General features: G+C 72.8%; 20 protein-coding genes, 1 tRNA gene and 1 other RNA gene. 8 read left to right on the plus strand and 14 right to left on the minus strand.

Translation table 11 applies throughout. The features are described from left to right. Positions 1-11: 11 nt before the first annotated feature. The 3 genes from FRADC12_RS14820 to FRADC12_RS14830 all read right to left on the minus strand — a co-directional run bounded on the left by FRADC12_RS14820 (position 12) and on the right by FRADC12_RS14830 (position 2,786). On the minus strand, positions 12-854 hold the full coding sequence (locus FRADC12_RS14820; RefSeq protein ID WP_052710923.1) for a type 1 glutamine amidotransferase: 843 nt from the start codon (positions 852-854) through the stop codon (positions 12-14). 249 nt (positions 855-1,103) lie between these two features. After that, positions 1,104-2,237: a M56 family metallopeptidase gene (locus FRADC12_RS14825; RefSeq protein ID WP_045877098.1), complete on the minus strand. Its 1,134-nt coding sequence runs from the start codon at positions 2,235-2,237 to the stop codon at positions 1,104-1,106. Positions 2,238-2,309: 72 nt separating this feature from the next. Beyond that, positions 2,310-2,786: a BlaI/MecI/CopY family transcriptional regulator gene (locus FRADC12_RS14830; protein ID WP_045879619.1), complete on the minus strand. Its 477-nt coding sequence runs from the start codon at positions 2,784-2,786 to the stop codon at positions 2,310-2,312. 478 nt (positions 2,787-3,264) lie between these two features. Here FRADC12_RS14830 and FRADC12_RS14835 point away from each other — a divergent pair, with 478 nt between their 5' ends. From FRADC12_RS14835 to FRADC12_RS14845, 3 genes are all read left to right on the plus strand, one after another. After that, entirely contained in the window at positions 3,265-4,239 is a 975-nt protein-coding gene (locus FRADC12_RS14835) for a CPBP family intramembrane glutamic endopeptidase (protein ID WP_232303807.1), read from the plus strand. Between the two features lie 197 nt (positions 4,240-4,436). Further along, entirely contained in the window at positions 4,437-6,494 is a 2,058-nt protein-coding gene (locus tag FRADC12_RS14840) for a CHAD domain-containing protein (RefSeq protein WP_232303808.1), read from the plus strand. A 387-nt stretch (positions 6,495-6,881) separates the two neighbouring features. Beyond that, the gene (locus tag FRADC12_RS14845) at positions 6,882-7,085 is read left to right on the plus strand and encodes a cold-shock protein (RefSeq protein WP_013427958.1); all 204 of its coding nucleotides are present in this window, start codon (positions 6,882-6,884) and stop codon (positions 7,083-7,085) included. A gap of 336 nt (positions 7,086-7,421) precedes the next feature. Here FRADC12_RS14845 and FRADC12_RS14850 read toward each other — a convergent pair whose 3' ends face one another. The 5 genes from FRADC12_RS14850 to FRADC12_RS14870 all read right to left on the minus strand — a co-directional run bounded on the left by FRADC12_RS14850 (position 7,422) and on the right by FRADC12_RS14870 (position 11,853). Beyond that, complete coding sequence (locus FRADC12_RS14850) at positions 7,422-8,459, minus strand: aspartate-semialdehyde dehydrogenase (protein WP_084011344.1); 1,038 nt, start codon at positions 8,457-8,459, stop codon at positions 7,422-7,424. A 155-nt stretch (positions 8,460-8,614) separates the two neighbouring features. After that, positions 8,615-9,883, minus strand: coding sequence for an aspartate kinase (locus tag FRADC12_RS14855; protein WP_013427956.1), 1,269 nt, complete (start codon positions 9,881-9,883; stop codon positions 8,615-8,617). Between the two features lie 293 nt (positions 9,884-10,176). Further along, positions 10,177-10,383: a response regulator transcription factor gene (locus FRADC12_RS14860; RefSeq protein ID WP_232303809.1), complete on the minus strand. Its 207-nt coding sequence runs from the start codon at positions 10,381-10,383 to the stop codon at positions 10,177-10,179. Between the two features lie 34 nt (positions 10,384-10,417). Then, entirely contained in the window at positions 10,418-10,807 is a 390-nt protein-coding gene (locus tag FRADC12_RS14865) for a hypothetical protein (protein ID WP_232303810.1), read from the minus strand. Then, a complete protein-coding gene (locus FRADC12_RS14870) occupies positions 10,804-11,853 on the minus strand; it encodes an ABC transporter ATP-binding protein (protein ID WP_052710924.1) in 1,050 nt (349 codons plus the stop codon). The genes FRADC12_RS14865 and FRADC12_RS14870 overlap by 4 nt, the downstream gene beginning before the upstream one ends. 391 nt (positions 11,854-12,244) lie before the next feature. Between FRADC12_RS14870 and FRADC12_RS14875 the strand changes: the two genes are divergently transcribed. Further along, positions 12,245-12,829 carry a TerD family protein gene (locus tag FRADC12_RS14875; protein WP_045877099.1) on the plus strand — a complete coding sequence of 195 codons (585 nt, stop codon included), beginning with the start codon at positions 12,245-12,247 and terminating at the stop codon, positions 12,827-12,829. Between the two features lie 298 nt (positions 12,830-13,127). Then, positions 13,128-14,156: a zinc-binding alcohol dehydrogenase family protein gene (locus tag FRADC12_RS14880; protein ID WP_045879626.1), complete on the plus strand. Its 1,029-nt coding sequence runs from the start codon at positions 13,128-13,130 to the stop codon at positions 14,154-14,156. 13 nt (positions 14,157-14,169) lie between these two features. Here the strand turns inward: FRADC12_RS14880 and FRADC12_RS14885 are convergent, their stop codons facing one another. After that, positions 14,170-14,670 carry a hypothetical protein gene (locus tag FRADC12_RS14885; RefSeq protein ID WP_045877100.1) on the minus strand — a complete coding sequence of 167 codons (501 nt, stop codon included), beginning with the start codon at positions 14,668-14,670 and terminating at the stop codon, positions 14,170-14,172. A 402-nt stretch (positions 14,671-15,072) separates the two neighbouring features. On the opposite strand from FRADC12_RS14885, the gene FRADC12_RS14890 reads away from it, so the two are divergent. Beyond that, entirely contained in the window at positions 15,073-15,825 is a 753-nt protein-coding gene (locus tag FRADC12_RS14890; RefSeq protein ID WP_232303811.1) for a hypothetical protein, read from the plus strand. Positions 15,826-15,985: 160 nt separating this feature from the next. On the opposite strand, the gene recR is transcribed toward FRADC12_RS14890, so the two are convergent. The 5 genes from recR to ffs form a co-directional block, all read right to left on the minus strand. Continuing rightward, positions 15,986-16,585, minus strand: coding sequence for a recombination mediator RecR (gene recR / locus FRADC12_RS14895; RefSeq protein WP_045877101.1), 600 nt, complete (start codon positions 16,583-16,585; stop codon positions 15,986-15,988). Between the two features lie 183 nt (positions 16,586-16,768). Beyond that, positions 16,769-17,233: a YbaB/EbfC family nucleoid-associated protein gene (locus FRADC12_RS14900; protein ID WP_084010769.1), complete on the minus strand. Its 465-nt coding sequence runs from the start codon at positions 17,231-17,233 to the stop codon at positions 16,769-16,771. Positions 17,234-17,259: 26 nt separating this feature from the next. Further along, complete coding sequence (locus FRADC12_RS14905; RefSeq protein WP_045877103.1) at positions 17,260-19,656, minus strand: DNA polymerase III subunit gamma and tau; 2,397 nt, start codon at positions 19,654-19,656, stop codon at positions 17,260-17,262. A gap of 165 nt (positions 19,657-19,821) precedes the next feature. After that, the gene (locus FRADC12_RS14910; protein WP_045877104.1) at positions 19,822-20,373 is read right to left on the minus strand and encodes a hypothetical protein; all 552 of its coding nucleotides are present in this window, start codon (positions 20,371-20,373) and stop codon (positions 19,822-19,824) included. A gap of 55 nt (positions 20,374-20,428) precedes the next feature. Beyond that, positions 20,429-20,525, minus strand: an RNA gene (ffs, locus tag FRADC12_RS29865) — signal recognition particle sRNA small type. A gap of 351 nt (positions 20,526-20,876) precedes the next feature. Here ffs and FRADC12_RS14915 point away from each other — a divergent pair. Next, a tRNA-Ser gene (locus FRADC12_RS14915) sits at positions 20,877-20,961 on the plus strand. Between the two features lie 1,563 nt (positions 20,962-22,524). Then, on the plus strand, positions 22,525-23,949 hold the full coding sequence (locus tag FRADC12_RS14920; protein WP_045877105.1) for a pyridoxal phosphate-dependent decarboxylase family protein: 1,425 nt from the start codon (positions 22,525-22,527) through the stop codon (positions 23,947-23,949). The last annotated feature ends 259 nt before the right edge of the window (positions 23,950-24,208 follow it).

A 24,208-nucleotide genomic window follows, 5' to 3' on the forward strand; every position in this document is an offset into this window, starting at 1 on the left:
CGTCGTAGTGATCAGGCTCGCGTGACGGCTCGGGCTCGGGCCCAGAAGGCGTCGAACAGGGTGTAGGAAGCCGCCCGCGAGGTGTCGGACCGCCGGGCGATCTCGTCGCGCAGCGAGGCGAGCCGCACGCCGGCCCGGGCCAGCTCCCGGTCGAAGCCGGTCGCCTGCCAGACGCCGGCCCAGGTCTCGAAGACGGCCGGGGTGATCTCGGGGTGGAACTGGACCCCGAGATGCGGGCCGAGGCGGAACGCCTGCTCGGCGCCCGGTGTCCAGCCGAGGCGCTGGGCACCGGGCGGCACTGTGAACGTGTCCCAGTGGGCTTCCATCCACGGTCCGGCCGGCAGCTCCGCCTGGTCGGCCGTCGTGACCGAGAACCAGCCCAGCTCCGGTCGCTCGGCCCGCCGCACGGAGCCGCCCAGCGCCCGGGCCAGCACCTGGCCGCCGAAGCAGATGCCCAGCACGGGCGTGCCGAGCCGGACCGCGGCGCGCAGGAAGGCCAGCTCGCCGGCCAGCCACGGGATCGTGTCGTCGAACGCCGACCGATCCGAGCCCATGATCACGATGAGGTCGAGCGAGGCCGGGTCCGGGAACAGCCGCTCGCCCGCGGTCACCACGTCGAAGCGGATCCCGTGCTGGGTCATGCGGTCCGCGATCGTGCCGAGCTCGCCCGCCGCGGCGACGCCGCTCACGTCGTGAACGACGATGACCGCCTCGGCACCGCCTGAGCCGTCATCGCGCCGGTGGCGCCCGCCGCCGGCACGGATCCCGCCGCCCTGTCCGTCGCGCCCGGGGTGGTTGCCGTCGTAGTCGTCGCCGCCATGCTCGGCCGTCTCCGGGCCGATCGCCGTCGTCATCGTCCTCCGTCCACGGCTGTCAGCCTGCCGTTGCCATCGTCGCCGTGGGCCGGGCTGGGCCCGGATCCGCGTGAGGAGAAGGGCTCACCGGTTTCAGAGACGTACACACGATGCGCGCGGGCGGTCCGTCTGCCCCGATCGTCCTCCCACTTCGGCGTGTCGAACAGGAAACGTGACGCCTCGAACTCCTGAAGACCCTGGTACGGCCCGGTGACGTCGGCGCGGAGCGCGCCCTCGCACGGACCGCGGCTAGACGGCGAGCAGCAGGAACGGAGCGGCCAGAATGGCGGCCGCGGCGGTGTAGGCGGCGGCGGGCTGCCACCACGGGACGGCCGGCGGGTCCAGCAGCCGGACGATGCGGGCGATCACTGGCGAGCGGGACGGCGGCTCGGTGTCTGCCGGTTCGGCGCGGGTGCCTGTCGCCAGTGGGCCTGCCGGCCCGGAGGTGTCGGGGCTCCCGCTGACGCCGAGGGTGCCCGCGGGAATGAGGGAGCGCGTGACTCCCAGCTGGGCGAGGGCCCGGGCGAGCGTCCTGCCGCTGGTCCGGCGGGCCGCGGCGTCGTCGGCGAGCATCTCGACCAGGAGCGAAACCGCCGCGGTCGCCTCCCAGGCTGGCCGCAGGAACGGGAAGGTCTGCTGCCAGGCGATGAACGGCTGGATGACCAGGTCGTGGCGACCGGTGACGTGCGCGTCCTCGTGCGCGAGGACGGCACGCAGCTCGCGCGGGCCGAGCGTGGTCAGCAGCCCACGGGACACCACGACCCGGGCGTGCCGGACTCCCGGGACGCAGTAGGCGACGGCCACCGGGTGGTCCAGGATCCGCAACCCGACGTGTCCGCACAGCTCGCAGCCGTCCGAGCCACGGGCGTGGTAGCCGTGCCGGATCGAGGCCAGCGGCGTCCAGTCCTGGATGCGGTGGTGGCGCGGCCGCGGCGCGGCGGCCGGGAGCTCCACGGGCGTGGCGGCCGAGCGGCAGTCCTCAGTGTGATCGTCACCGGTCAGGTCGACGATGTGGCGGTGATGGCTGCGGCGGCGCAGCGTGGCGAAGGTCGACGAGGCGAGTACGCCGAACAGCCGGCTGGCCAGGGCAGCGACCAGGCCGAGGCCGACGACGCTCAGCCAGTCCAGCCCCGACAGCGGCTGGCCCTTGGCGAGGTTATGGACGTGGTGGGCGATTGCCCGGGGCGTCGAGCCCGACAGCGGCGCGACCGTGAACGCGATCGCGGCCAGCAGCGCGCAGACTCCACCGGCGAGGCCGATCGCCTGCCACAGCACGATCGCGGCCCGGGGGCAGCCGTGCGTCCAGCGAGCACCGGCGAGCAGCCGCGGCACCGGCCACGCCAGCACCGCGGCGAACAGCGTGAGAGCGGCCGCCGTCGTCATGTCGACGCAACGTTACCGCCATCCGCCAAATCGGGCGACGATGCGGAATCGCGTCGGTTAGGTCGCACAGCGTCAGCTCAGGTCGTCACTGTCAGTGGTAGTCGGTTCCGTGGCCGTGTCGGTCGGGCCATGGGGCCGGTCGGTCTCCGGGCCGGTCCCGATGGCCTCGGCAAGGCCCAGCTGCGTGGGCTCCGCCTCGGTGGGCAGGGCGAGTGCGCGGCGCAGGATCTCGGCTTCCTCGGCGGAGACGGCGCCGACGAAGCGGACCAGCGCGGAACCACGGTCGTCCGCGGTGCCCAGCGCCTCCAGCATCGCGTCGGCGACGACCGCTTCACGCGCGTCGGCGGCCTTGTACCGGTGCGCCCGGGCCGCCCGCTGGCGCTGCACGAATCCCTTGCGCTCCAGTCGTTCGAGCACGGTGAGCACGGTCGTGTAGGCGAGGTCGCGCTCATGATGAAGCCGGGCGGCGACCTCTCGCGCGGTCAGCCAGCCGACGGAGTCCCACAACACATCCATGACCGAGCGTTCGAGGTCTCCCAGCCGCGCCATGATCATAATTTTACGCCGTGTAGAAGATCGTGTGCTGGCGAAACCAATTACTTGACCGGCCTGGACCGCCGCGGCCCTCCGCGTCGGGGGCGCCAGCCTGCTGGCGTGACGCCGCGAGGACCGGGTCATACCTCGTGGCCCGCGGAAGGGGCGCGAGTCGCGACCACGAGGTATGACCCGGCCGGGCTCGGCTGCGCTGGATCGCGAGGATCGTTCGCTCCTGGCTCAGGAGTCTGGGCTACCGTCCGGGCATGCGGCAGGCAAGCGTCCTCGGACGATCCGCGGCGCCGGGACAATTGGCGGCGCCCGGGCGGTTGGCGGCGCCCGGGCGATCGACGTCACTGCGATGACAGGCGGCACGGGGACGTCCGACGGCACGGGAGCGCCCAGTAGCACGGGGACGTCCGACAGCATGTGGGCGGCTGGCGGTCGCGTGGCTGGCCGTCATGTGGCCGGTGGTGATGTGGCCGGTGGTGATGTGGCTGGCACCATCGTCGGGCAGGCGTCCGGCGCGGGTGCGCCCGGGTCAGCGACGGCAACCGGGGTCCGGGCTCCCGCGCTGGCGGCCGGCGAACGGCTGGGGCGGCGGGATCTCATTACCGAGATCTGGCTGCTGCTCGCGGTATCGCTGGGCATGTCCGGGCTCTTCGCGCTTATCCGCTACATCGGCGCCGTTACCCGTGGCCCACTGCGAGGCCAAGTCGCCTTGCTCAACGGCTCAGCCGCGCCGGGGCGCCCGTGGCTGGATCTCGCGCTGCAGCTCGCCGGACTGTTGGCGGACGTGGCCCCGGCCTTCCTCGCGGTTCACCTGCTGTCTCGGCATTGCCTGCCTTTCCTGGCGTCGCGGCCGGTCACTGCGGGCAGCCCGAGGTCTCCGCTGCGGTGGGCGAGGTGGCCCGGCCGTGGGCGTCGTCAGGACCGGAGCTCCGAGGCGTCCTACGGGCTACGTCGCGGGTTCGCGTCGATCGGCTTCGACGGCCGCCACCTCGGTACCGACCTCGCCCTGGGTGCCGCGATCGCCGCCTGCGTCGGCGGTACCGGTCTGGGCCTGTACCTGCTGGCGTGGCACAGCGGCGCGAGCCTGACCGTCGCCCCGTCCGGGCTGCCGGAGGTGTGGTGGCGAATCCCGGTGCTGCTGCTCTCGGCGCTGCAGAACGCGGTGACCGAGGAGGTCATCGTCGGCGGCTACCTGCTGGCCCGGCTGCGCGAGCTCGGCTGGGGAGACCGGCGGTCGCTCGCCGCGAGCGCCGTGCTTCGTGGCTCGTACCACCTCTACCAGGGCCTGGGCGGTTTCTTTGGGAACCTGGCGATGGGCGTGCTGTTCGGCTGGCTCTTCCAGCGGCGCGGCCGGGTGGTGCCGATGATCGTGGCACACACCCTGATCGACTCGGTGGCGTTCGTCGGTTATGTGGCGTTGGCCGGATCGGTTTCCTGGCTGCCAACTTCCGGATAACAATAGGGGAACAGAAGGCGAACCGGGGGTGTCGTCCCGGCGGGCTGGCTCGGTGTGGGCCGTTCCCCGTCGGCTCCCGGTGGGCTGAGCGTCGCGCGTCGCGCGTCGCGCGGGCCTCGGGCCTCGGGCCCGGCCGCCGCATGCGGCCGGGGTCGGAGACGGCTACCGGGAGCGAGGGCTCCGAAAGGGGACGCGCAGTGGGCGGCCGGTTGGAGATCGAGCGCAAGTTCGCGGTGGAGCCGGGCTTCGCGCTGCCAAGCCTGGTGGGCGCCGGCCGGGACGCTGGCGTCGCCACGGTCGGCACCCCGGAGACGTTCACCCAGGAGGCCGTCTACTACGACTCCGAGGACCTGCGCCTGGCTCGTGCCAAGATCACGCTGCGCCGACGCACCGGTGGCACCGATGATGGTTGGCACCTGAAGCTTCCGGCCGGGACGAGCGCCCGCGAGGAGATCCACCGGCCGTTGGAAGCCGGCGAGCCCGACGAGTGCGGCGTGGCCAACTGTGCGCCACCGGCGGACCTGCTCGACATCGTCTTCCTGGCGCTGCGCGGCGCCCGGGTCAGCCCGGTCGCCCGTCTGGTCACCACCCGGACGGCCACCCGGCTGCTGGACGCGGCCGGCGCGGGTCTCGTCGAGATCGTCGATGACCACGTGCACGCACAGACGCTCGGCGAGCAGACCGTCCTCACCCAGTGGCGCGAGGTGGAGGTCGAACTGCTGGACGCCGCCTTCAGCGGCCCGGGCGCGACAGTCGCAGCGGCTGACGGCGAAGCCGCGGGTGGCAGGTCGGCGGCAGCAGGCAAGACGGCTGTGACCGGCAAGGTAGCGGTCAACGGCAAGGCAGCCGACGGCAAGAGGGTGCCCGGCGGCAAGGTGGCCGAGGGCAAAGCGGCGCCGAGTGGCAAGGCCGCGCCGGGTGCCAAGGCCGCGGTGAGTGGCAAGGCTACGGCCGATGGCGAGGCAGCCGACGGCAAGACGGCGGCCAGCGGCAAGGCAGCCGAGGGCAAAGCGGCGCCGAGCGGTAAGGCGGCGGCGAGTGGAAAGACCTCGGCCGGCGGCAGAGCAGCAGACGCGAAGGCCTCGGCCAACGGCAAAGCCGCTCCCAGCGGTAAGGCGGTCGAAGGCAAGGCGGTCGAAGGCAAGGCGGAGGTGCGCGGCAAGGCCGCGGCCGGGGGGCAGCCGGGCACGGACCCGGCCGGCCCGGCCGGTGCCCAACTGCTGGACGCCGTCGAGGCGGTCCTGCGAACGGCCGGCGCGACGGAAGCCCCGCACGGCTCGAAACTCGCGCATCTGCTCAGCCTCGCGCACACTGCTCCACCGGAGCCGGCGGCCGAGCCGGCCGCGCGGCCGCGCCGCCCCGGCCGCTCGGACACCGCGGGCGACGTGCTGCGTGCCTACCTGGCCGAGCAGGTGGCGGCTCTGCTCGCGGTCGACCCGCGGGTGCGGATGGACGAGCCGGACGCCGTGCACAAGATGCGCGTCGCCACCCGGCGGCTGCGCAGCACGCTGCGCACGTTCGCGGCGCTGTTCCCGGCTGACCTGGTCGGGCACCTGGACGTCGAGCTGGGCGACCTCGCGTCGGCGCTGTCCGGTGCCCGGGACAGCGAGGTGCAGCTGGAGTACTTCGGCAGCCGGCTGGCGGCGCTCCCGGCGGAGCTGGTCCTCGGGCCGATCGAGGCGAGCCTGAGCGGCCATCTGAGCGCTGGCATGGCGGTCGGTCGGGACGCGGCCCTCGCGGCCCTGCGGGACGAGCGCTACCTCGTCCTGCTGGTGGACCTGGCTGAGCTGGCCCGCGCTCCGGTGTCCGCGCGGGCCCGACGCCCGGCGGCCACCGAGCTGCCCCGGCTGGTGCGGGAGGCCGATCGCAGGCTCGCCCGCAAGGTCGCGACCGCGGCGGCGACGCCGGCCGGCCACGACCGCGACGAGCTGCTGCATTCGGCACGCAAGCAGGCCAAGCGGCTGCGCTACGCCGGCGAGGCACTGACGCCGATCTTCGGGGCGGACGCCCGCACGCTCGCGAAGCTGTCGGCCGAGGCGCAGGAGCTGCTCGGTACTCACCAGGACGCGACGGTGGCGGCGGGGCTGCTGAAGTCGTGGGGGGTGGCGGCGCAGCAGGCCGGGGACCCGACGGCGTTCACCTACGGCCTGCTGCTGGGCCTGGAGGAGCTGCGGGCCCGTACGGCCGAGCGGGACTTCTTCGACGCCTGGCCGGCCCTGTCCGCGCCCGGCCACCGCCGCTGGCTCAAGGTCTAGTCGGTGGCCTGTCGTCCGAAGGCTCGCCTAGCGTGACGGACGACCATCAAACGTGACTTGTCTCACCTTTCAGAGTGTGGCTGGATTGCGTCGACGCGTGTCGTTTCGGCATGTCCACGCGACGGTCTCGACCGATTGAGCCCGATGAGATATAGACGCCGACGCGTGGCCGCGGGTCGTCTTGTTACCGCCGGATGACGTGGACTTCGTTACCGCGAGGACTCCCCTCTGCGCCCCTCGCCGTGTACCGTCGTGCCTGGCAGCAGTTCGATCCGTGTCTCAACCGAGACGCTGCGGAACTGAGCCGGTGATGGGAATACCCCACCGGCGTTTGGCCCGGGGCCCGCGCGGTGCGGGCCCTGACTGCACCAGCAGGGAGAACGGCACGTGGCTCAGGGCACGGTTAAGTGGTTCAACTCGGAGAAGGGCTTCGGCTTCATCTCCGTGGACGGCGGCGGCTCCGACGTCTTCGTCCACTACAGCGCTATCGACATGGACGGCTACAAGTCTCTCGAGGAGGGCCAGCGGGTCGAGTTCCAGGTGACCCAGGGTCAGAAGGGGCCGCAGGCCGACGGCGTCCGCGCCATCTGAGCCACCAACAGACCTCACGGGCCACCCGGGCCAGTCGCCTTCGAGCGGCGGTCCCGGGTGGCCCGTTCTGTGCGTCGGCCCAGGGCTCTGTTCTGCCGGTGCTGTCGACATGGCAGGGAGCCCGGGCTGGCCTATCGCCGGGCGCGCGAAATTCCGAGCGCTCGTCTTGCCGCTAACGCTGCAGCCGTACGCCCGGAGTCTCCCCCGCCTGTTTCGCCGGCCGCCGATTGAGGCGCCTGGTTCGACTCCTGGTACTTGTTCGAAGTTTCGTACCCGATCGGCGCCGCGGCCGGTATTTGTATCGTGTCTTTGCGCGGAGAACCTCTTTTGTGTCGACTAGCGCTGACCGCGTGCGACGAGTGTCTCGGCGATCTGCAGCGTGTTCAGCGCGGCGCCCTTGCGCAGGTTGTCGCCGCAGACGAAAAGCGCGACCTCGTGCGGGTCGTCCGGTGACTGGCGGATCCGCCCGACCCAGGTCGGGTCGGTGCCGACGACGTCCGCCGGCGTCGGGAACTCACCGTTCGCCGGGTCGTCCAGGACGGCCACCCCCGGTGCGTTGGTCAGTGCCGCGCGGGCCTCGGCCCCGGTCACGGGCTGGCCGAACCGCGCGTGCACTGCGACCGCGTGCGTCGTGATGACCGGGACCCGCACGCAGGTCGCCGAGATCCGCAGCGACGGCAGCCCGAGGATCTTGCGGGACTCGTTGCGGATCTTGAGCTCCTCGCTCGACCAGCCGCCGTCCTTCAGCGAGCCGGCCCAGGGCACGACGTTGAGCGCGAGTGGCGCCGGGAACGGGCCGAAGCCGTCGTCACCGATCGTCTTGCGCACGTCGCCTGCGGTCTGGCCGAGGTCGCGACGCCCGCCGACGGCCGCCAGCTGGTCGTACAGGGTGTCGATGCCGACCTGCCCGGCGCCGCTCGCCGCCTGGTAGGACGTGGCGAACAACGACTCGAGGCCGAACTCGCGGTGCAGCGCGCCGACCGCGACGATCATCGACAGCGTCGTGCAGTTGGGGTTCGCGATGATGCCGCGCGGGACGTCGGCCAGCGCGTCCGGGTTCACCTCGGGGACGACCAGCGGGACGTCCGGGTCCAGCCGGAACGCGCCCGAGTTGTCCACTGCGATCGCGCCGTGCTCTGCGGCGACCGGTGCCCAGACCGCGGAGATCTCGTCCGGCACGTCGAACATGGCGATGTCGACGCCGTCGAACACCTCCGGAGCGAGCGCCTGGACGACGACGTCCTCACCGCGTACTCGCAACGTCCGGCCGGCCGAGCGGGCCGACGCGATCAGCCGGATCTCGCCCCAGACGTCCGGGCGCTCGTCGAGCAGCGACAGCATGACCGTGCCGACGGCGCCGGTCGCGCCGACGATGGCGAGAGTGGGGCGGCCCGGCGCGGAAGCATCGGTGGACTGGCCACCGGCCGGGCGCGACGGGTCACTGGGGACACGCAGATGGTCGGCCACGGCCGAAGATCCTCTCCATAACCACCGCCTCGGGGACGGTGTCGTGCGGGTTGCGTGGCGGGCTAGCGGCCGGTGCCGGCGTAGACGATGGCCTGGTTGCCCTCGTCGCCCAGCTCGAAGGCGTCGTGTACGGCCTTGACCGCGCCGGACAGGTCCGTGTCGCGGACGACCACCGAGATCCGGATCTCCGAGGTCGAGATGATCTCCACATTGACCCCGGCGTCCGCGAGCGCGCCGAAGAACCGGGCCGAGACGCCCGGGTGCGACTTCATCCCGGCGCCGACGAGGGACACCTTGCCGATGTGGTCGTCGTAGAGGGTCTTCTCGAAGCCGATCTCGCCGCGCACCTTCTCCAGCGCGGCCAGCGCCGTGCGGCCGTCGGTCTTGGGTAGCGTGAACGAGATGTCGGTCCGGCCGGTGCCGGCCACCGAGCCCACCTGGACGATCATGTCGAGGTTGACGTCCGCGTCCGCGACGGCGCGGAACACCGCCGCGGCGACGCCGGGCTTGTCCGGGCAGCCGACGACCGTCACCTTCGCCTCGCTGCTGTCGTGCGCGACGCCGCGGATGATGGCCTGTTCCACGAGTTCAGCCTCCGGAATGTCGGTGACCCAGGTGCCCGGCTTCGTCGAGAAGGACGAGCGGACGTGCACGGGAACGCTGTAGTTGCGGGCGTACTCGACACAGCGCAGCATGAGCACCTTGGCGCCGCTGGCGGCGAGCTCCATCATCTCCTCGTAGGAGATCGTGTCGATCTTCCGCGCGCTCGGGACGATCCGCGGGTCGGCGCTGAACACGCCGTCCACGTCGGTGTAGATCTCGCAGACGTCGGCGTGCAGCGCCGCCGCCAGCGCGACCGCCGTCGTGTCGGAGCCGCCCCGGCCGAGCGTCGTGATGTCCTTCGTGTCCTGGCTGACGCCCTGGAAGCCGGCGACGATCGCGATCGCACCCTCGTCGAGCGCCGTACGGATGCGGCCCGGCGTCACGTCGATGATCCGCGCTTTGCCGTGGGTGGAGTCCGTGATGACGCCGGCCTGCGAGCCGGTGAACGAACGCGCCTCCGCGCCAAGGTTCGAGATCGCCATCGCCAGCAGCGCCATCGAGATGCGCTCGCCCGAGGTGAGCAGCATGTCCAGCTCGCGGGCCGGCGGTAGCGGGGACACCTGCTCGGCGAGCTCGAGCAGCTCGTCGGTCGTGTCACCCATCGCGCTGACGACCACGCACACCTCGTTGCCGGCGCGGCGCGTCTCGACGATCCGCTCGGCCACCCTTTTGATCTTGTCCGCGTCCGCTACGGAGGAGCCGCCGAACTTCGCCACGACCAACGCCATGCCACCAGGCTACCGAGCGAGGCGGTCGGCCGGAACCGGACGCGGAGCGCTGCGCGAACCTCCCGGATCGACTCCGTCGATCCGGCAGGGACCCCGGCTCCGCCTGTCGGGCGCTGAGCGCCCGTTACCGCCTCTGGTGTCCCCTGGCGCGGATTTGGATGGTCGGGCACGATCGAGGGTCGATTTCTTGGCTGAGTTGCGCTGTCAGGGCGGACACCGCGCTCGCGAGCGCGGTGTCCGCCGCGCGTGTCGGGCGCCGGCGTCCCCCGGCCCCGTCCTGTCGCGTCGGCCACCTAAAGCCAGCCGGACTCCTCCGCTGTTCGCAGCGCCTCCAGGCGGTTGCGGGCGCCGGTCTTCGCGATCGCGGCGGACAGGTAGTTGCGTACCGTGCCCTCGGACAGAAAGAGCCGTCCGGCGATGTCGGCGACGGTGGCGCCGTCCCGGGCGGCGACAAGGACGTCCCGCTCCCGTCCGGTGAGCGGGCTCGGCCCGCTGGCCAACGTGCTGGCGGCCAGCGTCGGGTCGACGACCCGCTCACCGCGGGCGGCCGAGCACGACCGCCTCGATGAACACCGCGATCAGCGCGGGTAGCGCGAGAGTGAAGCCGCCGAGGACCTTGCAGACCAGGTACTGCGGGCCGGTGAGCGCGGTCAGCCGCAGCTGGCGGCTCCAGCCGCCGGCGCGTTCCAGCGCGATGCGGGTGCCGATCGCGACGACGGCCATCATGGCGCCGAAGCTGGCCATGCTGATCATGATGTAGGGGCCGACGGTGATCGGGCCGAGCGTGTCGGTCGGGTCCGTCGCCGTGAACGCGGCGAACATGATCACCGGCAGGGCCATGCTGAAGATGAGGAAGCGGGGGTTGCGGAAGATCCGGCCCATCTCGAACCGGGTGTAGCGGGCGATCAACAGCGTGCCGTTCATCGGGCGGTCTCCTTCGGAGCGGCGTCGGTGTCCGCGCCGGTGGGCGAGGCGGGGCGGGGCAGCGCCAGCGGCCGGTCAGCTGCCGACGCCTGGTCGGAGGTGAGGGCGAGGAACGCCTCCTCCAGGGCGGCGCCGGAGATCTCGATGTCGCGCACGGTCGGGGCCGCGTCGAGCAGCGCCCGCAGGGCCGCGTCGCTGTCGGAGCAGCGCAGCTCGATCGTGTCGCCGCGGCGGGCGGCCCGGCTCACGCCCGGCAGGCCGTCGAGCGTGGCGATCCCGGTGTCGTCGACGCCAGGCAGGGTGGCCCGGATCGTCCGGCCGCCGACGAGCGCCTTGACCTCGGTCGTCGGCCCGTCGGCGACGACTCGCCCCGAGCGCAGCAGCACGATCCGGTCGGCGAAGTCGTCCGCCTCGGCCAGGTAGTGCGTCGCGAACAGCACGGTGCGGCCCTCGGCGGCCCAGGCCCGCGTCGCGGCCCAGAACGACCTGCGGGCCGAGACGTCCATCGCGGCGGTCGGTTCGTCGAGCACCAGCAGGGCAGGGTCGGGCAGCAGCGCGACGGCGAACCGCACCCGCTGGCGCTGGCCGCCGGACAGCCGCTCGGTGCGCGCACCGGCGAGCTCGGCCGCGCCGGCCCGGCGCAGCGCCTCGGCGACGCTCAACGGGCGGGGGTACAGGCCGCGCAGCGCGTTGAGCATCGTCTCGACGGTGACGAACGGCAGCAGGCCGCCGTTCTGCAGCATCGCCGCGACGAGGCCGTCGGCGCAGGCCTGCCGGGGTGAGCGCCCGAAGAGGCTGACCGTGCCGGCGTCCGGGCGGGTCAGGCCGAGCAGCATGTCGATCGTGGTCGACTTGCCGGCGCCGTTCGGCCCGAGCAGGGCGATGACCTGGCCGGCGGGGACGGTGAGGCTGACGCCGTCGACCGCCTTGGTGGCGCCGTAGCTGCGGCGTACACCGCTCAGGGCGATCGGGGCCGGCGCGGCGGTGGCGGCGAGAGGGGCCCGCTCGCGGCGGTCGGGCGGCGCTGACAGATGGTCGCTGGGCATGTGAGCAGAGTGCCGCTTCGGGCCGGACCAAGGTCAGTCATGACCGTCACGAGCTCGGGATGACATCCGTCATCGCCGGCGGCTGGGCCGGCGGGTCCGGTCATCGACGTGGATGTGCCATCCGGGGGGACGCGCCGGCCCGGTGGGTCACGGGAGAGGTTTCGTTGGTCTTTCGGTACGGTTGCGGTTGCCTGTTTTGGTGATACGGCGCAGGTCTGGGTTAGAGCGGCCCAGACGGGTCAGTGGCGGTGTCTGGCGGGCGACGAGCGGAGAAGTCGCACCACTGCCTGTGTCAGAGTGTTCGCCACTGCCCAGTACTCACTACTGCTCAGTAGCAGCTTCTCGTCATGGCCGGCGACGCATGTGGGAATCGGCCAGGAAGGACGTCAATATGGCCATCAGTCTCGCCAAGGGCGGCAACGTCAGCCTGACGAAGACGGCGGCGGAGGCCGGCACCGGGGCACTCACGACCCTGACCGTCGGTCTGGGCTGGGATGCCCGCACGACCACCGGAACGGAGTTCGACCTCGACGCGTCGGCGATCGGCGTCAACGCGAGCGACAAGGTCTTCTCCGACGGGCACTTCGTCTTCTTCAACAACCTGAAGTCGCCGGAGGACGCGATCGTGCTGTCCGGCGACAACCGGACCGGCGAGGGCGAGGGGGACGACGAGTCGATCGCCATCACCCTGGCCAGCGTCCCGGCCGACATCACCAAGATCGTGATCCCGGTGTCCATCTACGACGCCGTCAACCGGGCGCAGAACTTCGGCCAGGTCCGCAACGCCTACATCCGCGTCGCCGACCAGACCGGCACCGAGCTGGTCCGCTACGACCTGTCCGAGGACTACTCGACCGAGACGGTCGTCATCTTCGGCGAGGTCTACCGCAACGGCGCCGAGTGGAAGTTCCGCGCCGTCGGCCAGGGCCACAACGACCTCGCCGGCCTCGCCCGCGACTACGGCGTCAACGTTTGACCGCCTCGAAGGTCGCTGGCGCGACCACTCGGCGGTCAAACGTCGGGCGCTGAGCGCCCTCCCTGCGCTCGTCCCAGGCTGGCCCGGAAGTCGGAGGTCAGCCTGGTCCGGAGCCGGGTTCGGCGCTGGGTTGCGCTGTTCGGTGGCGGGCGTTCGGTTGAGAGCCGTCGTCCGCTTCCGACAGGGGGCGGGCGTTGGCGCGCTCCTTGGCGCCGTCGTTTGGTTGGAAGGGGTGTCTGCCTGAGGGCGGGCACCCCTTCGCTTGTGGTGGGAGCCTTGGGGTGTGGTGACGGGGATGATGACCGGGTGGCAGGTCACGACGCCCGGGCCGGCTGCCTCCAGGCCGTTGCGGCGGGTTGAGGTGCCTGTGCCCGAGCCGGGGCCGGGCCAGGTGCGGGTGCGGGTGATGGCCTGCGGGGTCTGCCGGACGGACCTTCATCTGGCCGAGGGGGATCTGGCCCCGCGTCGGCCGTTCACGATTCCGGGCCATGAGGTCGTCGGCCGGCTCGACGGCGTGGGGCCGGGGGTCGACCCAGGCGAGCTGTGGCCCGGTCTCGGCCCGGGCGGCCGGCTCGGCATCGCCTGGCTCGCCGGGACCGACGGTACGTGCCGCTACTGCCGCCGGGGCGACGAGAACCTGTGCCCGGCGTCCACCTATACCGGCTGGGACGCCGATGGTGGATACGCCGAGTTTGCCGTCGTGAGCGCCGCCTACGCCTACCAGCTGCCCCCCGGTTACAGCGACGGCGAGCTGGCCCCGCTACTGTGCGCCGGCATCGTCGGCTACCGCGCGCTGCGTCGGGCCCAGCTACCGCCGGGTGGCCGGCTGGGGATCTACGGCTTCGGGGCGTCGGCTCACCTCGCCGCGCAGGTCGCGCTCGCCGAGGGGGCGATCGTGCACGTGATGACCCGGTCGGCGGACGCCCGGCGGCTCGCGACCGAGCTGGGCGCCGCGTCGGTGACCGGCGCCTACGATGCCCCGCCGGAGCCACTGGATGCCGCGGTGCTGTTCGCCCCGGTCGGCGACCTGGTGCCCGTCGCGCTGGAAGCGCTCGACCGAGGCGGAACCCTCTCCGTCGCCGGGATCCACCTCTCCGACGTCCCGACGCTCAACTATCAGCGCCACCTGTTCCAGGAGCGGTCGGTGCGCAGCACGACGGCGAACACGCGGGCCGACGGCCGGGAGTTCCTCGAGATCGCGGCCCGGCACCAGCTGGCGGTCACGGTCGCGCCCTACCCGCTGGCCGCCGCCGACCGGGCACTGGCCGACCTCGCGGCCGACCGGGTCACCGGTGCGGCCGTGCTGTTCCCCGAGCCGGACCGCTGACCGGCGGTGGCGGTCAGGCCGCGGCCAGCGCCTCGGCGGGCTCCACCTCGCTGAGCTCCAACCGCGCGGCGCGCGCCTTCCAGACCCGGAGCGCCGCCGTGCCCAGGACGGTCAGCGCCGCGGCGGTGGCGACCTCGCGGGGCAGACGGTGGCGAGCCTCGTTCTGGATCAGCTCGTGGAAACGGTCGAACTTCGCCGGCCACGGGCTCTGGCCGAAGAAGAACCGGCCAACCTTGTCCGTGTCCGGCAGGCAGGCGCCGGTCATCCCGGCGAGCACGGCCAGCCGGGCCTCGGCAGGCGCCGACGCCGTGAGCAGCGCCATCGCGGACAGCCCCGCGATACCGTCCACCTTCGCGATCGGCATCCACTCGCTCTCGGTGTTCGGCCCGAGGCCCCAGTGCGGCAGCGCGTCCATCACGAGGTGCGACAGGAAGCCGGCGGCGAGCGCCGCTCCCGGCTGGCGGACGGCCATGCCGACGAAGGCGCCCGCCCCGACGTGCGAACTGATGATCATCTGATCCGCTCCTGACGTGACGGCTCCGCGTGGCCGCATCCTCCACGCTGCCATTCGTCCCGCCGTGGCGGACGACCGGGGGTCGGTACGGGCCCTGTAGCCCCGAGCGAGAGCCGGCTTCCGGCCCGCTCGGGTTCCGCCGGGCCCGCGGCGGGCGAGAGGCGTCGTCGGTGGGCGGTGCGCAGATCGTCATTCCCGAGTTCGCGGGTCGGATAGCTCGGCTGGCCGTCGAATGCCAGAATCTGCCGCCGACATGGCAGGTATTGCATTCTGTAAGGGACGGATGGCAGACTGTCGACCCAGCCCGACGGAGCGTGCGTCGGCTAGGACCGTGCGGCCGGGCCACCGGGGGAGTGCCCCGATGCCCGCGCCGGTGACGGCCGAAGGAGGCGCCAGCGAGACATGGTCAGTCTGACCGGCGGGGAACCCCGCCCCCTGACGCTGGGCCAGCTCTCCGCCGGCTTACGCCGCCTCGCTGGCGCACAGGGCTCCCGAGGGTCCTGCCTCGCTCCCGCGATGGCCGGCGACGAGCCGGTCCCGGCCCGGCTGGTGCGGATGTTGCCCCGGCGCTGCGCCGACGGCCTGGCGCGCGGCGAGCAGGGGCTGACGGACCTGCCGGCCGGCGCGGTTGTCTCGGTTGTCTGGCAGCTCGACGGGGTGGGATCCGCAGTCGGGGCGCTGCTGCCGCCCGGGCATCCACGGGCCGGCCGGCTCGGCGCCCGGGTGCTGGCCGGCGCGGGGGTGTGGCCGGTGACGGTGTGGCCGGCGGACTCGGAGGTCTCGCTCGAGAGCCCGCTGATCGAGCTCGCGGACGCACCGGCCCGGCTGGTGGTGCGCGCCCCGGACCGGGACTTCGCCGGAAGCCTCGACCAGCCGGCCCGCCCGCCGGCCGAGGCAGGCCGGCTGACCAGGGCGACGGCCGGCCTGCGCCGGGACAACCGGCAGGTCCGCATCCGCGCCGCCGACCGGGTCTGGTGGCTACGGGCGACCGGCGTCTTCGGCGTCCGGGTCAGTCGTGGCGACCGCCCGGTCTACCTGACCCGCGGCATGGTCGGGCACTTCGAACCTGATGCCGACAAGCTCGACGTCAGCGTCGTCCTCGCGACCCTCGCGTCCCTGCCCAGCTCGACCTACGCACCCATCCTCGGCTTCTGAGCCCGCGGGCCGGTTGGTACCGCCTCCGACGAGGCTGACCCGGTCTCGGCGGCGTCCTGATCTCCGTTTCGGCCCTCGGATGGTCGCAGCCGAGGCTGTTTCGTAGCCACCAGAGGGGCGAGACAGCGATCGAGGTAACGGGGCCTTCGCGAGATCGGTGCTAGCCGGCGACGACGCGGCGGCCCTCGAAGGCGCGGCCCAGGGTGACCTCGTCGGCCCACTCCAGGTCGCCGCCCATTGGCAGACCGCTCGCCAGCCGGCTTACCGTCAGCCCCATCGGGCCGATCTGGCGGGCCAGGTAGCTCGCGGTGACCTCGCCCTCGGTGTTCGGGTCAGTCGCGAGGATCAGCTCGGTGACCGTGCCATCCGCCAGCCGGGCGATCAGTTCTCGGATGTGCAGGTCATCCGGGCCGACCCCGCCGATCGGGTTGATCGCTCCCCCGAGCACGTGGTAGCGGCCGCGGAACTCTCGAGTGCGCTCGATCGCGACGACGTCCTTCGGCTCCTCGACGACACAGAGCACGGTCGTGTCACGGCGCGGGTCGGAACAGATCCGGCACAGCTCGGCCTGGGCCACGTTGAAGCAGATCCGGCAGAACTGGACCTTCTCCTTGACCTCGATCAGCGCCTTGGCCAGCCGCCGGACGTCGGCCGGATCCGCCGCGAGGATGTGGAACGCGATGCGCTGCGCGCTCTTCGGACCGATCCCGGGCAGCGCTCCGAGCTCGTCGATCAGATCCTGGACGACGCCTTCGTACACGTGTGCCTTACCGTTCCCGCGCCGTCAGCGCCGTTGTCCAACGCCTGGTCGTCACTGCCGTGGTCCGGACAGAGCCGTCGTGATTCGGTGCCTCGGTGCCTCGGTGCCTCGGTGGTCGGTGCCTCGGTGGTCGGTGCTCTGGTGGCCGTCGGTGCCGTGGCCGGTCCGGCCTGGCAGACGCCGTCAGCCGCCGAGCCCGGAGATCCCGCCGGGCAGCCCCGGGAGCCCGCCGCCGAGCCCACCCAACATGCCGCCGAGCCCGCCGGTGACCCCGGCCATCTTTTCCTCGGCCAGCTTGTGGGCGTTCGTCGTCGCGTCCCGGACGGCGGCCAGCACCAGGTCGGCCAGCGTCTCGGTGTCCTCCGCGTCGACCGCCTTCGGGCTGATCGTCAACGCGACCAGCTCACCGCCGCCGTTGACCGTCGCCGTGACGAGCCCGCCGCCGGCGCTGCCGTCGATCCGGGCCTCGGCGAGCTCTCGCTGCGCGGCGACCATCGCCGCCTGCATCTTCTGCGCCTGCTCGAAGATCGCGCCGAAGCCGCCGAGCCCGTCGCCCGTGCCACCGGCAGGGCCTGAACTGCCAGCAGGTACGGAACCTCCAGCAGGCCACGTGTTCCCGAACGGCTCGCCTGGACTCGACATGACCATGATCCTACGTCCCGGGGACGACAGGTTCAGGTGGCACCACGTTGCTCCATGACGGTGGCGCCGAGCCCGACCCGCAGCAGCTCCATGGCGGCCGCTTCGCCGGTCAGCGTCGAGCCCGCGTGCGCGGGAGCGTCCTCGTCGTCCAGCGAAGGCTCGTCGGGCCCGCCCGACTCGGCCACCCCGGCGGGGGCTGTTCCGGGGGCGGCCGGTGCGAGGCCGCCCAGGTTGCCGCCGAGCGTGACCGGGGCGGTCCCGGGGGTACCGGCCAGGCCGGCGCCGGCCTGGTGGGCGTAGGCGGTCGTCGCGACCCCCGCGGGGGAGGCGGCCTGCGGGACCTGGGGCAGTGCGCTGCCGGCGGACGGGTCCAGGCCGGGGCCGAGCGGCCCGCGAACGGCGGTGGCGACGGCGGGGCCGGAAGCCGACGGAACCGAACCACCGCCTGGGCCGGTGGTCGCGCTGTGCCCGCCCAGGGCCGCGGGCGCGCTGCTGCCCCGGGCGGCGGCGCCGAAGCGTCCCGGGGCCTGCGGCGCGAGACCGCCACCGGGCGTGGCCGGAGTGAAGCCGGCCGGCGGCCGGGGGGTGCTGTTCGGCGGCGGGGCCGGATTGGGCGAAGCCCCTGGCATGGAGGGGTAGCCACCGCCGGACGGCGTGGCCGGCGGCCGAGCTGGCCCGCCACGAGGGCCGCCAGCCCCGGGCCGGCCGCCGCCAGGCTCGCCGATCGTCACGCGCCAGCCGCCGCCGAGCTGCTCCGCGAGCGCCTCGCAGAGCACGTCGATGTGGGTGCCCTGGCCGAACATCTGCGCGATCCGCGGCGCGGAGAAGGCGAGGAACAACTCGCTCCCGCGGACGTCGAGGACGCTGGCGTACTCGGTGAGCAGCGCGAAGGTGGTCTGCTTGCGCCGGCGGGTCGCCGCGAGCACCTGGTCCCACACGGCACGCACGGTCGCCGCCTCGGCGCCCTCGCCGCCGCCGGGAGCCTGCGGGGCGGGTGCCGCCGGGGCGGCGGGCCGCGAGGCTTGGGGCGGCGGGGCGCTGGGTGGGCTGGCCGGAGCCGTCGGGCCGCCACCCCGGCTGCCGGGCTGCTGGGTGTCGGGCGCGGGCCCAGCCGAGCCTGCCGGGGGCTGAGGCCGCGACGTGTCCGACCGGAGCGCCCCGGCAGGCTCGGGCGGGAGGGAGGCCGGGGCGGCGGGGGCGGTCGACCCGCCCGGGGCCGTTGGGGGGGCGCCAGCCCCGGCCCGCGCGACGGGTGCCGCCGGCGGCGGGCCGGCGGCGAGGCCTCGTTCCAGCCGTTCCAGCCGGGTGAGCAGGGCCGCCGGATCGGTCGCCGCCGCCGGCAACAGCGCCCGGGCCACCACCAGTTCCAGCAACAGGCGCGGACTAGCTGTCCCGCGCATCTCCGTGAGGCCGTTGTGCAGCACGTCCGCGGTCCGGGACAGCTCGGCCGGGCCGACCCGGCCGGCCTGCGCCTTCATCCGCTCGATCTGGTCGGCGGAGAACGCGTCCAGCAGGCCCCGCTCGGCCGCGTCCGGCACCGCCTTGATCATGATGAGGTCGCGCAGCCGGTCGAGCAGATCGGCGGTGAACCGGCGGGGGTCGTGCCCCGAGCCGACGACCTTCTCGACGACGGTGAACAGGGTCGCGCCGTCCCGAGCCGCCAGCGCGTCGACGGTCTCGTCCAGCAGCACGCCGTCGGTCATGCCGAGCAGGGCGACCGCCCGGTCGTAGCGCAGCCCGTCCGAGCCGGCCCCGGCGAGCAGCTGGTCGAGCACCGACAGCGAGTCACGCACGGAGCCGGCACCGGCGCGGACCACCAGCGGCAGCACCGCCGGGTCGACGTCGACGTCCTCCTGCGCGGCCACCGAGGCCAGATGGTCGCGCAGCACTCCCGGCGGCACCAGCCGGAACGCGTAGTGGTGGGTGCGGGACCGGATGGTGGCGATCACCTTGTCCGGCTCGGTGGTGGCGAAGACGAACTTCAGGTAGGCCGGCGGCTCCTCGACCACCTTGAGCAGCGCGTTGAACGCGGCCGCCGTGACCATGTGCGCCTCGTCGACGACGAAGATCTTGAAGCGCGCCGACGCGGGTGCGAAGAAGGCCCGCTCCCGGAGGTCGCGGGCGTCGTCGACGAGACCATGCGAGGCGGCGTCGATCTCGGTGACGTCCATGGACGAGCCGGTGCGGATGGACACGCACTGGTCGCAGACCCCGCACGGATCCGGGGTCGGCCCGCGCTCGCAGTTCAGCGACGCGGCGAGGATCCGGGCCGAGGACGTCTTGCCACAGCCGCGCGGACCGCTGAACAGGTAGGCATGGTGCAACCGGCCGGTCCGCAGCGCCTGCATGAGCGCGGAGGTCACGTGCTCCTGACCCACGACCTGGCTGAACGTCGCGGGCCGGTACCGGTTGTACAGCGCTGTGCTCACTGGCCCGTCTCCCCGCCCGTCTTCCCGCTTGGCCCAACGAGCTCGCCTACGTCGCGAGCGGTGCCCATTGTCCCCTCCTGCCGCGGGCGTCCGTCCGGGCCACTACGGGCCCCGCCCTCCCGAGGTCTCCCGGAGCGGCCGACCTGGGTGGCCCCGCGGCCTCGGTCAGCGGATCAGCTGGGTGTGCCCGGACAGGAGAGCGAGCAGGTGCGGCCGGTGGGCCTCCGCGACCGCTCGCAGCGGCAATGGCTGGCCCGTAGCGCCCCGGCCGGGGCCGGTCAGCAGCAGGATGAGGTCGTCCGCCTGAGCCCGATAGGGAAAGTGAGCCCACGCGAACGCCGCGGAGCTCGTCGCGGTCTGCACACGCACGCCGGCAGGCTCGACGTCGACAGTGAACGAGCCGGCGAGGCATGGGTTGTCGGCCAGCTGGCGGCGCACCGCCGCCCGTCCGGCCCGCCGCGGCGACAACCGCCAGAAGAACAAGCAGTAGTAGAACGCTCCCACGGCGGCGACCGTGATTCCGGCCGGAAACGACCCAGTCGATCCACCGACCAGCAACACGGCCACTGGTACGACCACTGCCGCGACGATGCGTACCCGCCGCACTTGGGAACGCATTCGCGAGGCAGTGGCCGTCGCGAGCTCGTCGGGGCTGAGCAGGAACATCAGCTGGATGCCACCGGCGGCCGTGGCGGACGAAGCGGGCGAGTCGAACACCGCGCCGAGTTTAGGCAGGCCCGGACGGGCCGTACCTTCCGGGCGGGGCGATCAACGAGAGGACCCCCCGCACACCCGCCAGAGCCCGCTTATCCTTGCTGCCTTCCGGCCCTGGGGAGGTTCACGAGGATGACGCCGCACGAGGGGTCTGCCACGCAGCATAGCCCGCCAGCGCCGATCTTGACGCCGAGGCTCCGAGTGCCCTGGGCCCCAGGCCATCCGTAACCCGGCAAACGCCCCGCCCGCCGGTGGGCCGGTCGTCCCTAGGCCGTCGTTTCGCCCTCCAGTGGTCGTCACCGAGGCAGAGCGACAGCCGCCGGAGGCGAAAACCACGATCAACGAGCGGCGAGGCGCGCATGGTCCGGCGCTGACCTCGCCACCCGAGGTCAGCGGTGCTCGGACCTCGTCTCGCTCACGAGAGGTCTGCCCGGAGAGGCCGAGCTGAGCTGGACCGTGGTCGACCCCTGGCCCAGACACTCCCGCGATCCGGTAGTCTCGTCGGCGGAGGACTCGCCTAGTGGCCTAGGGCGCACGCTTGGAAAGCGTGTTGGGCTTACACCCTCGCGGGTTCGAATCCCGCGTCCTCCGCCCTGATCATACGTGACGGAAGATCTCTAACGGGCCGCTGACCTGGCGCACCACCGCCAGGCGCGGCCCGTGGCATGTCCCGGACTGCCCCCGCGCGCGTGGGTTAGACCGTGGGCGCGCACCGGTCAGGACGTCGGCTGCGCGCTGGGCGCCGCGGTCTGGCCCGCTGGTGGTGTCGGCGCGAGTGAGGCGCATGCGGTGCGGGCCTTGGCCCAGGTCTGCGCGTCGACGCCGGCCGGTGCCGCGGTCGACAACGCCCCGCCCGGCCCGCCTCCGCCCGGCCCGCCTCCGCCCGGCCCGCCCGCGCGCTGGCCACCGTTCGGCATCCCGGAAGGCGGCGACCCCGACGGGCGGGCGCCCTGCGGCGGCGTGCCGCCCTGTCCCGTCCGGCCCCGCCGCCCGTCCCGGCGGACGGGGTCGGCAAGGTGACGCCGTTCTGGGCCAGGCAGGAGATGTAGGCGCTCATGGCGCTGCTGGCGCCACCGGCGGAGGCGCCAGAGCCGGCGGTGGTCGCGTTGCCTGCCTGCGCAGTGCTGGTCCCGCCGGTGCCGCACGCGCCGAGAGCCAGCACCAGGGCCGGGGCGGCCAGCCAGCGGCCGCCTTTCGCGCGTGAGGCGCGCCATCGTTGTCAGGCTGGCAATCCTGCGGCCGTCCATGATCCTCCTAGGTGGGCGTCGTCCGGATGCTCCAGAGCCATCCGTGGCGGCCACCATGGCGAGGCTGGCCGTGCTGAGGCTGTGGCGTGGCTGGGATCCAGAAATGACCGTGGGACGGCAGGCGACCCGGACCGGGTCCGTCCCCACTGTTCGGTCGAATCTGACCGAGAAACGCGTCTGAGGGGGCGGTTGGACTCGCTTCGGGGCGGGGGGCTGCACGGTCTGCGCCGCCAGATCCAAAAACGGTCAAGGGCGTCGAACAACCAGGCAACGGGCAGCCCAACCAGGTCCGGTAGCGGTGTGACGGTGGTGACATCGGGTCGTACCGGCGACCGGGCGGCGTGGATCGGCGCTGGTAGCGGGCGTGGCGGCTCGCCGGATGTTTGGGGCAAGCCGGGCACGTGCCGGTGCCGCCGCACCGTCGTCGGGCAACGCGTGGCATGCTCTGGCCCAGCCGGTTGGAACCTCGCCGTGACATTCCGTCGGAGCCCTGCCGAGGACGCCGGCCGTGCGCCCGTGGGCGTGCGGCCGAACGCCTCCCACCGACGGCTGTCGCGACGTCGCCCGGCTCGGCCGACGGCGGCTCACTGTCGCCGTTCTGAGTCTTTGACAGGTACTTCTTCGGAGGTTGTCATGAAGCGTGTCGGCATCGTCGTCCTGCTGGTCGCCCTCGCTACCGGCGGGTTCTTCCTTCGTCAGCGCAGGGGCAAGCAGGAGGCCTGAGCGAGAACCGTCCGGGATTGATTCCGGACGGCTTCGCTGAAGTGGCATTCAAATGGGTGAGCGGATGACCGGTCTGGGCTTTTTGGCCAGCTGACGGGGCCGGCCAGCCCTCGGGACAACGCGCGAGACGACGGGCCTTTCGGCGCCTGCCGGCAGTCTGCGCGCCTGCCCCGATGCCGGCTGGATGGGAAGACTCACGGTGCACCGGTACGACGCCCGTACGGGCGAGCTGGCCAGCGCCGTCATCGCCTATGCGCAGGAACGCCTGCGGCTCGATCCCGCGCCGCTGGACGCGCCGCTGTCGCCGGCGGAGCTTGCCGCCCGTGCGGGCGAGACGGTCACCCCGGATGGCCTCGGTGGCGCCGAGGCACTGCGGTTGTTCGACGAGGTGCTGGCCCGTGCCTGCATCTCCACCGACCATCCGCGCTACCTGTCGTTCATCCCGGCGGCGCCGACAAGGGCCGCCGTGCTGTTCGACCTGGTAGTCGGCGCCTCGTCCATCTACGGGGGCAGCTGGCTGGAGGGCGCTGGCGCGGTCTACGCGGAGAACCAGGCGCTGCGGTGGCTCGCGGATCTCGCCGGTCTGCCCTCGTCGGCCGGCGGTGTCTTCGTGCCGGGCGGCACCGTGGGGAACCTCTCCGCGCTGGTCGCGGCCCGGCATACGGCTCGCGCCCGCCGCTCGGCGCCGGCGGCCGCCGAGGCGAACGGCTCGTCGTCGCCACCCGGACGCTGGAGCTTCGTCTGCGGCGAGGAGGCGCACTCCTCGCTGGTTGAGGCGGCCCGGGTGATGGACGTCGACATCGTCATCGCCCCGTCCAGCGAAGCTGGGCGGTTCACCGGCGCGGCGCTCGCCGCGGCGGTCGACGGCCTGCCGGCCGATCGGCGGGCAGGCGTCTTCGCGGTCGTGGCGACGGCCGGAAGCACCCAGTTCGGTCTGGTCGACGATCTGCGCGGGCTGGCCTACGCCGCAGGCCAACGCGGGCTGTGGTTGCACGTCGACGGCGCGTACGGGCTCGCTGCCTTGGCCGCGCCATCGGCCAAGGCCCGGTTCGACGGCCTGGAGCTGGCCGACTCATTGATCGTCGACCCGCACAAGTGGTTGTTCGCCCCGTTCGACGCCTGCGCGCTGATCTACCGGGAGCCCGCACTCGCCCGGGCCGCGCACACGCAGCAGGCCGGCTACCTGGACGTTCTGGGTTCGGGTGACTGGAACCCGTCGGACTTCGCGGTCGGGCTGTCCCGGCGTGCTCGCGGGCTTCCCTTCTGGTTCTCGCTCGCGGTGCACGGCACGGACGCCTATGCGGAGGCGGTCGAGAGTGCGCTGCGTACCACGGCCTTGTGCGCCGGCCAGATCCGGGCAAGGACCTATCTGGAACTCGTCGGCGAGCCGGAGCTCTCCGTCGTGGTCTTCCGCCGGCTCGGCTGGACGTCGGCCCAATACCACGCCTGGTCCGACCGGCTGTTGCGGGACGGCCTGGCTTTCGTCACGCCGACCGTGCATGACGGGGAGACGCTCGCGCGGTTCGCCATCGTCTCGCCGCGCACGACGCCGAAGGACACCGCGCTCATCCTCGACACGATGCTCGCCGATCCCGAGCCGAAGTCGTGAAAAGGCCCTCGGAAGCCGCGCGACATTGAGCGGTCTTCCGAGGGCCGGCGGCAGTCGTCCGCCACGTCCGCGTCTCGGGTCGACGCTGACACCGGTGCCGACGGGCGCGCGCACCGAGCCGCCGCGGCGTCCGGACGCCGCGGGAGATTTTCGGGCCATCGCCGTCTTTCCGGACGTCGCTGTCCGTTATTCGCCGATGACGCCGATGGAGGACAGAAATGGCATCCGCGCGGCGCGCGTGTCAATGGCGCGCGCCGCG

Origin of the sequence: Pseudofrankia sp. DC12, from assembly GCF_000966285.1 — a bacterium.
In the GTDB taxonomy this organism is placed as follows: domain Bacteria; phylum Actinomycetota; class Actinomycetes; order Frankiales; family Frankiaceae; genus Pseudofrankia.

Coding starts and splice junctions, on each gene's coding strand:
- FRADC12_RS14820 (WP_052710923.1), bottom strand. CDS start 854: ATGACGACGGCGATCGGCCCGGAGACGGCCGAGCATGGCGGCGACGAC.
- FRADC12_RS14825 (WP_045877098.1), bottom strand. CDS start 2,237: ATGACGACGGCGGCCGCTCTCACGCTGTTCGCCGCGGTGCTGGCGTGG.
- FRADC12_RS14830 (WP_045879619.1), bottom strand. CDS start 2,786: ATGGCGCGGCTGGGAGACCTCGAACGCTCGGTCATGGATGTGTTGTGG.
- FRADC12_RS14855 (WP_013427956.1), bottom strand. CDS start 9,883: ATGGCGTTGGTCGTGGCGAAGTTCGGCGGCTCCTCCGTAGCGGACGCG.
- FRADC12_RS14865 (WP_232303810.1), bottom strand. CDS start 10,807: ATGAACGGCACGCTGTTGATCGCCCGCTACACCCGGTTCGAGATGGGC.
- FRADC12_RS14870 (WP_052710924.1), bottom strand. CDS start 11,853: ATGCCCAGCGACCATCTGTCAGCGCCGCCCGACCGCCGCGAGCGGGCC.
- FRADC12_RS14875 (WP_045877099.1), top strand. CDS start 12,245: ATGGCCATCAGTCTCGCCAAGGGCGGCAACGTCAGCCTGACGAAGACG.
- FRADC12_RS14880 (WP_045879626.1), top strand. CDS start 13,128: ATGACCGGGTGGCAGGTCACGACGCCCGGGCCGGCTGCCTCCAGGCCG.
- FRADC12_RS14885 (WP_045877100.1), bottom strand. CDS start 14,670: ATGATCATCAGTTCGCACGTCGGGGCGGGCGCCTTCGTCGGCATGGCC.
- FRADC12_RS14890 (WP_232303811.1), top strand. CDS start 15,073: ATGGTCAGTCTGACCGGCGGGGAACCCCGCCCCCTGACGCTGGGCCAG.
- FRADC12_RS14900 (WP_084010769.1), bottom strand. CDS start 17,233: ATGGTCATGTCGAGTCCAGGCGAGCCGTTCGGGAACACGTGGCCTGCT.
- FRADC12_RS14920 (WP_045877105.1), top strand. CDS start 22,525: ATGGGAAGACTCACGGTGCACCGGTACGACGCCCGTACGGGCGAGCTG.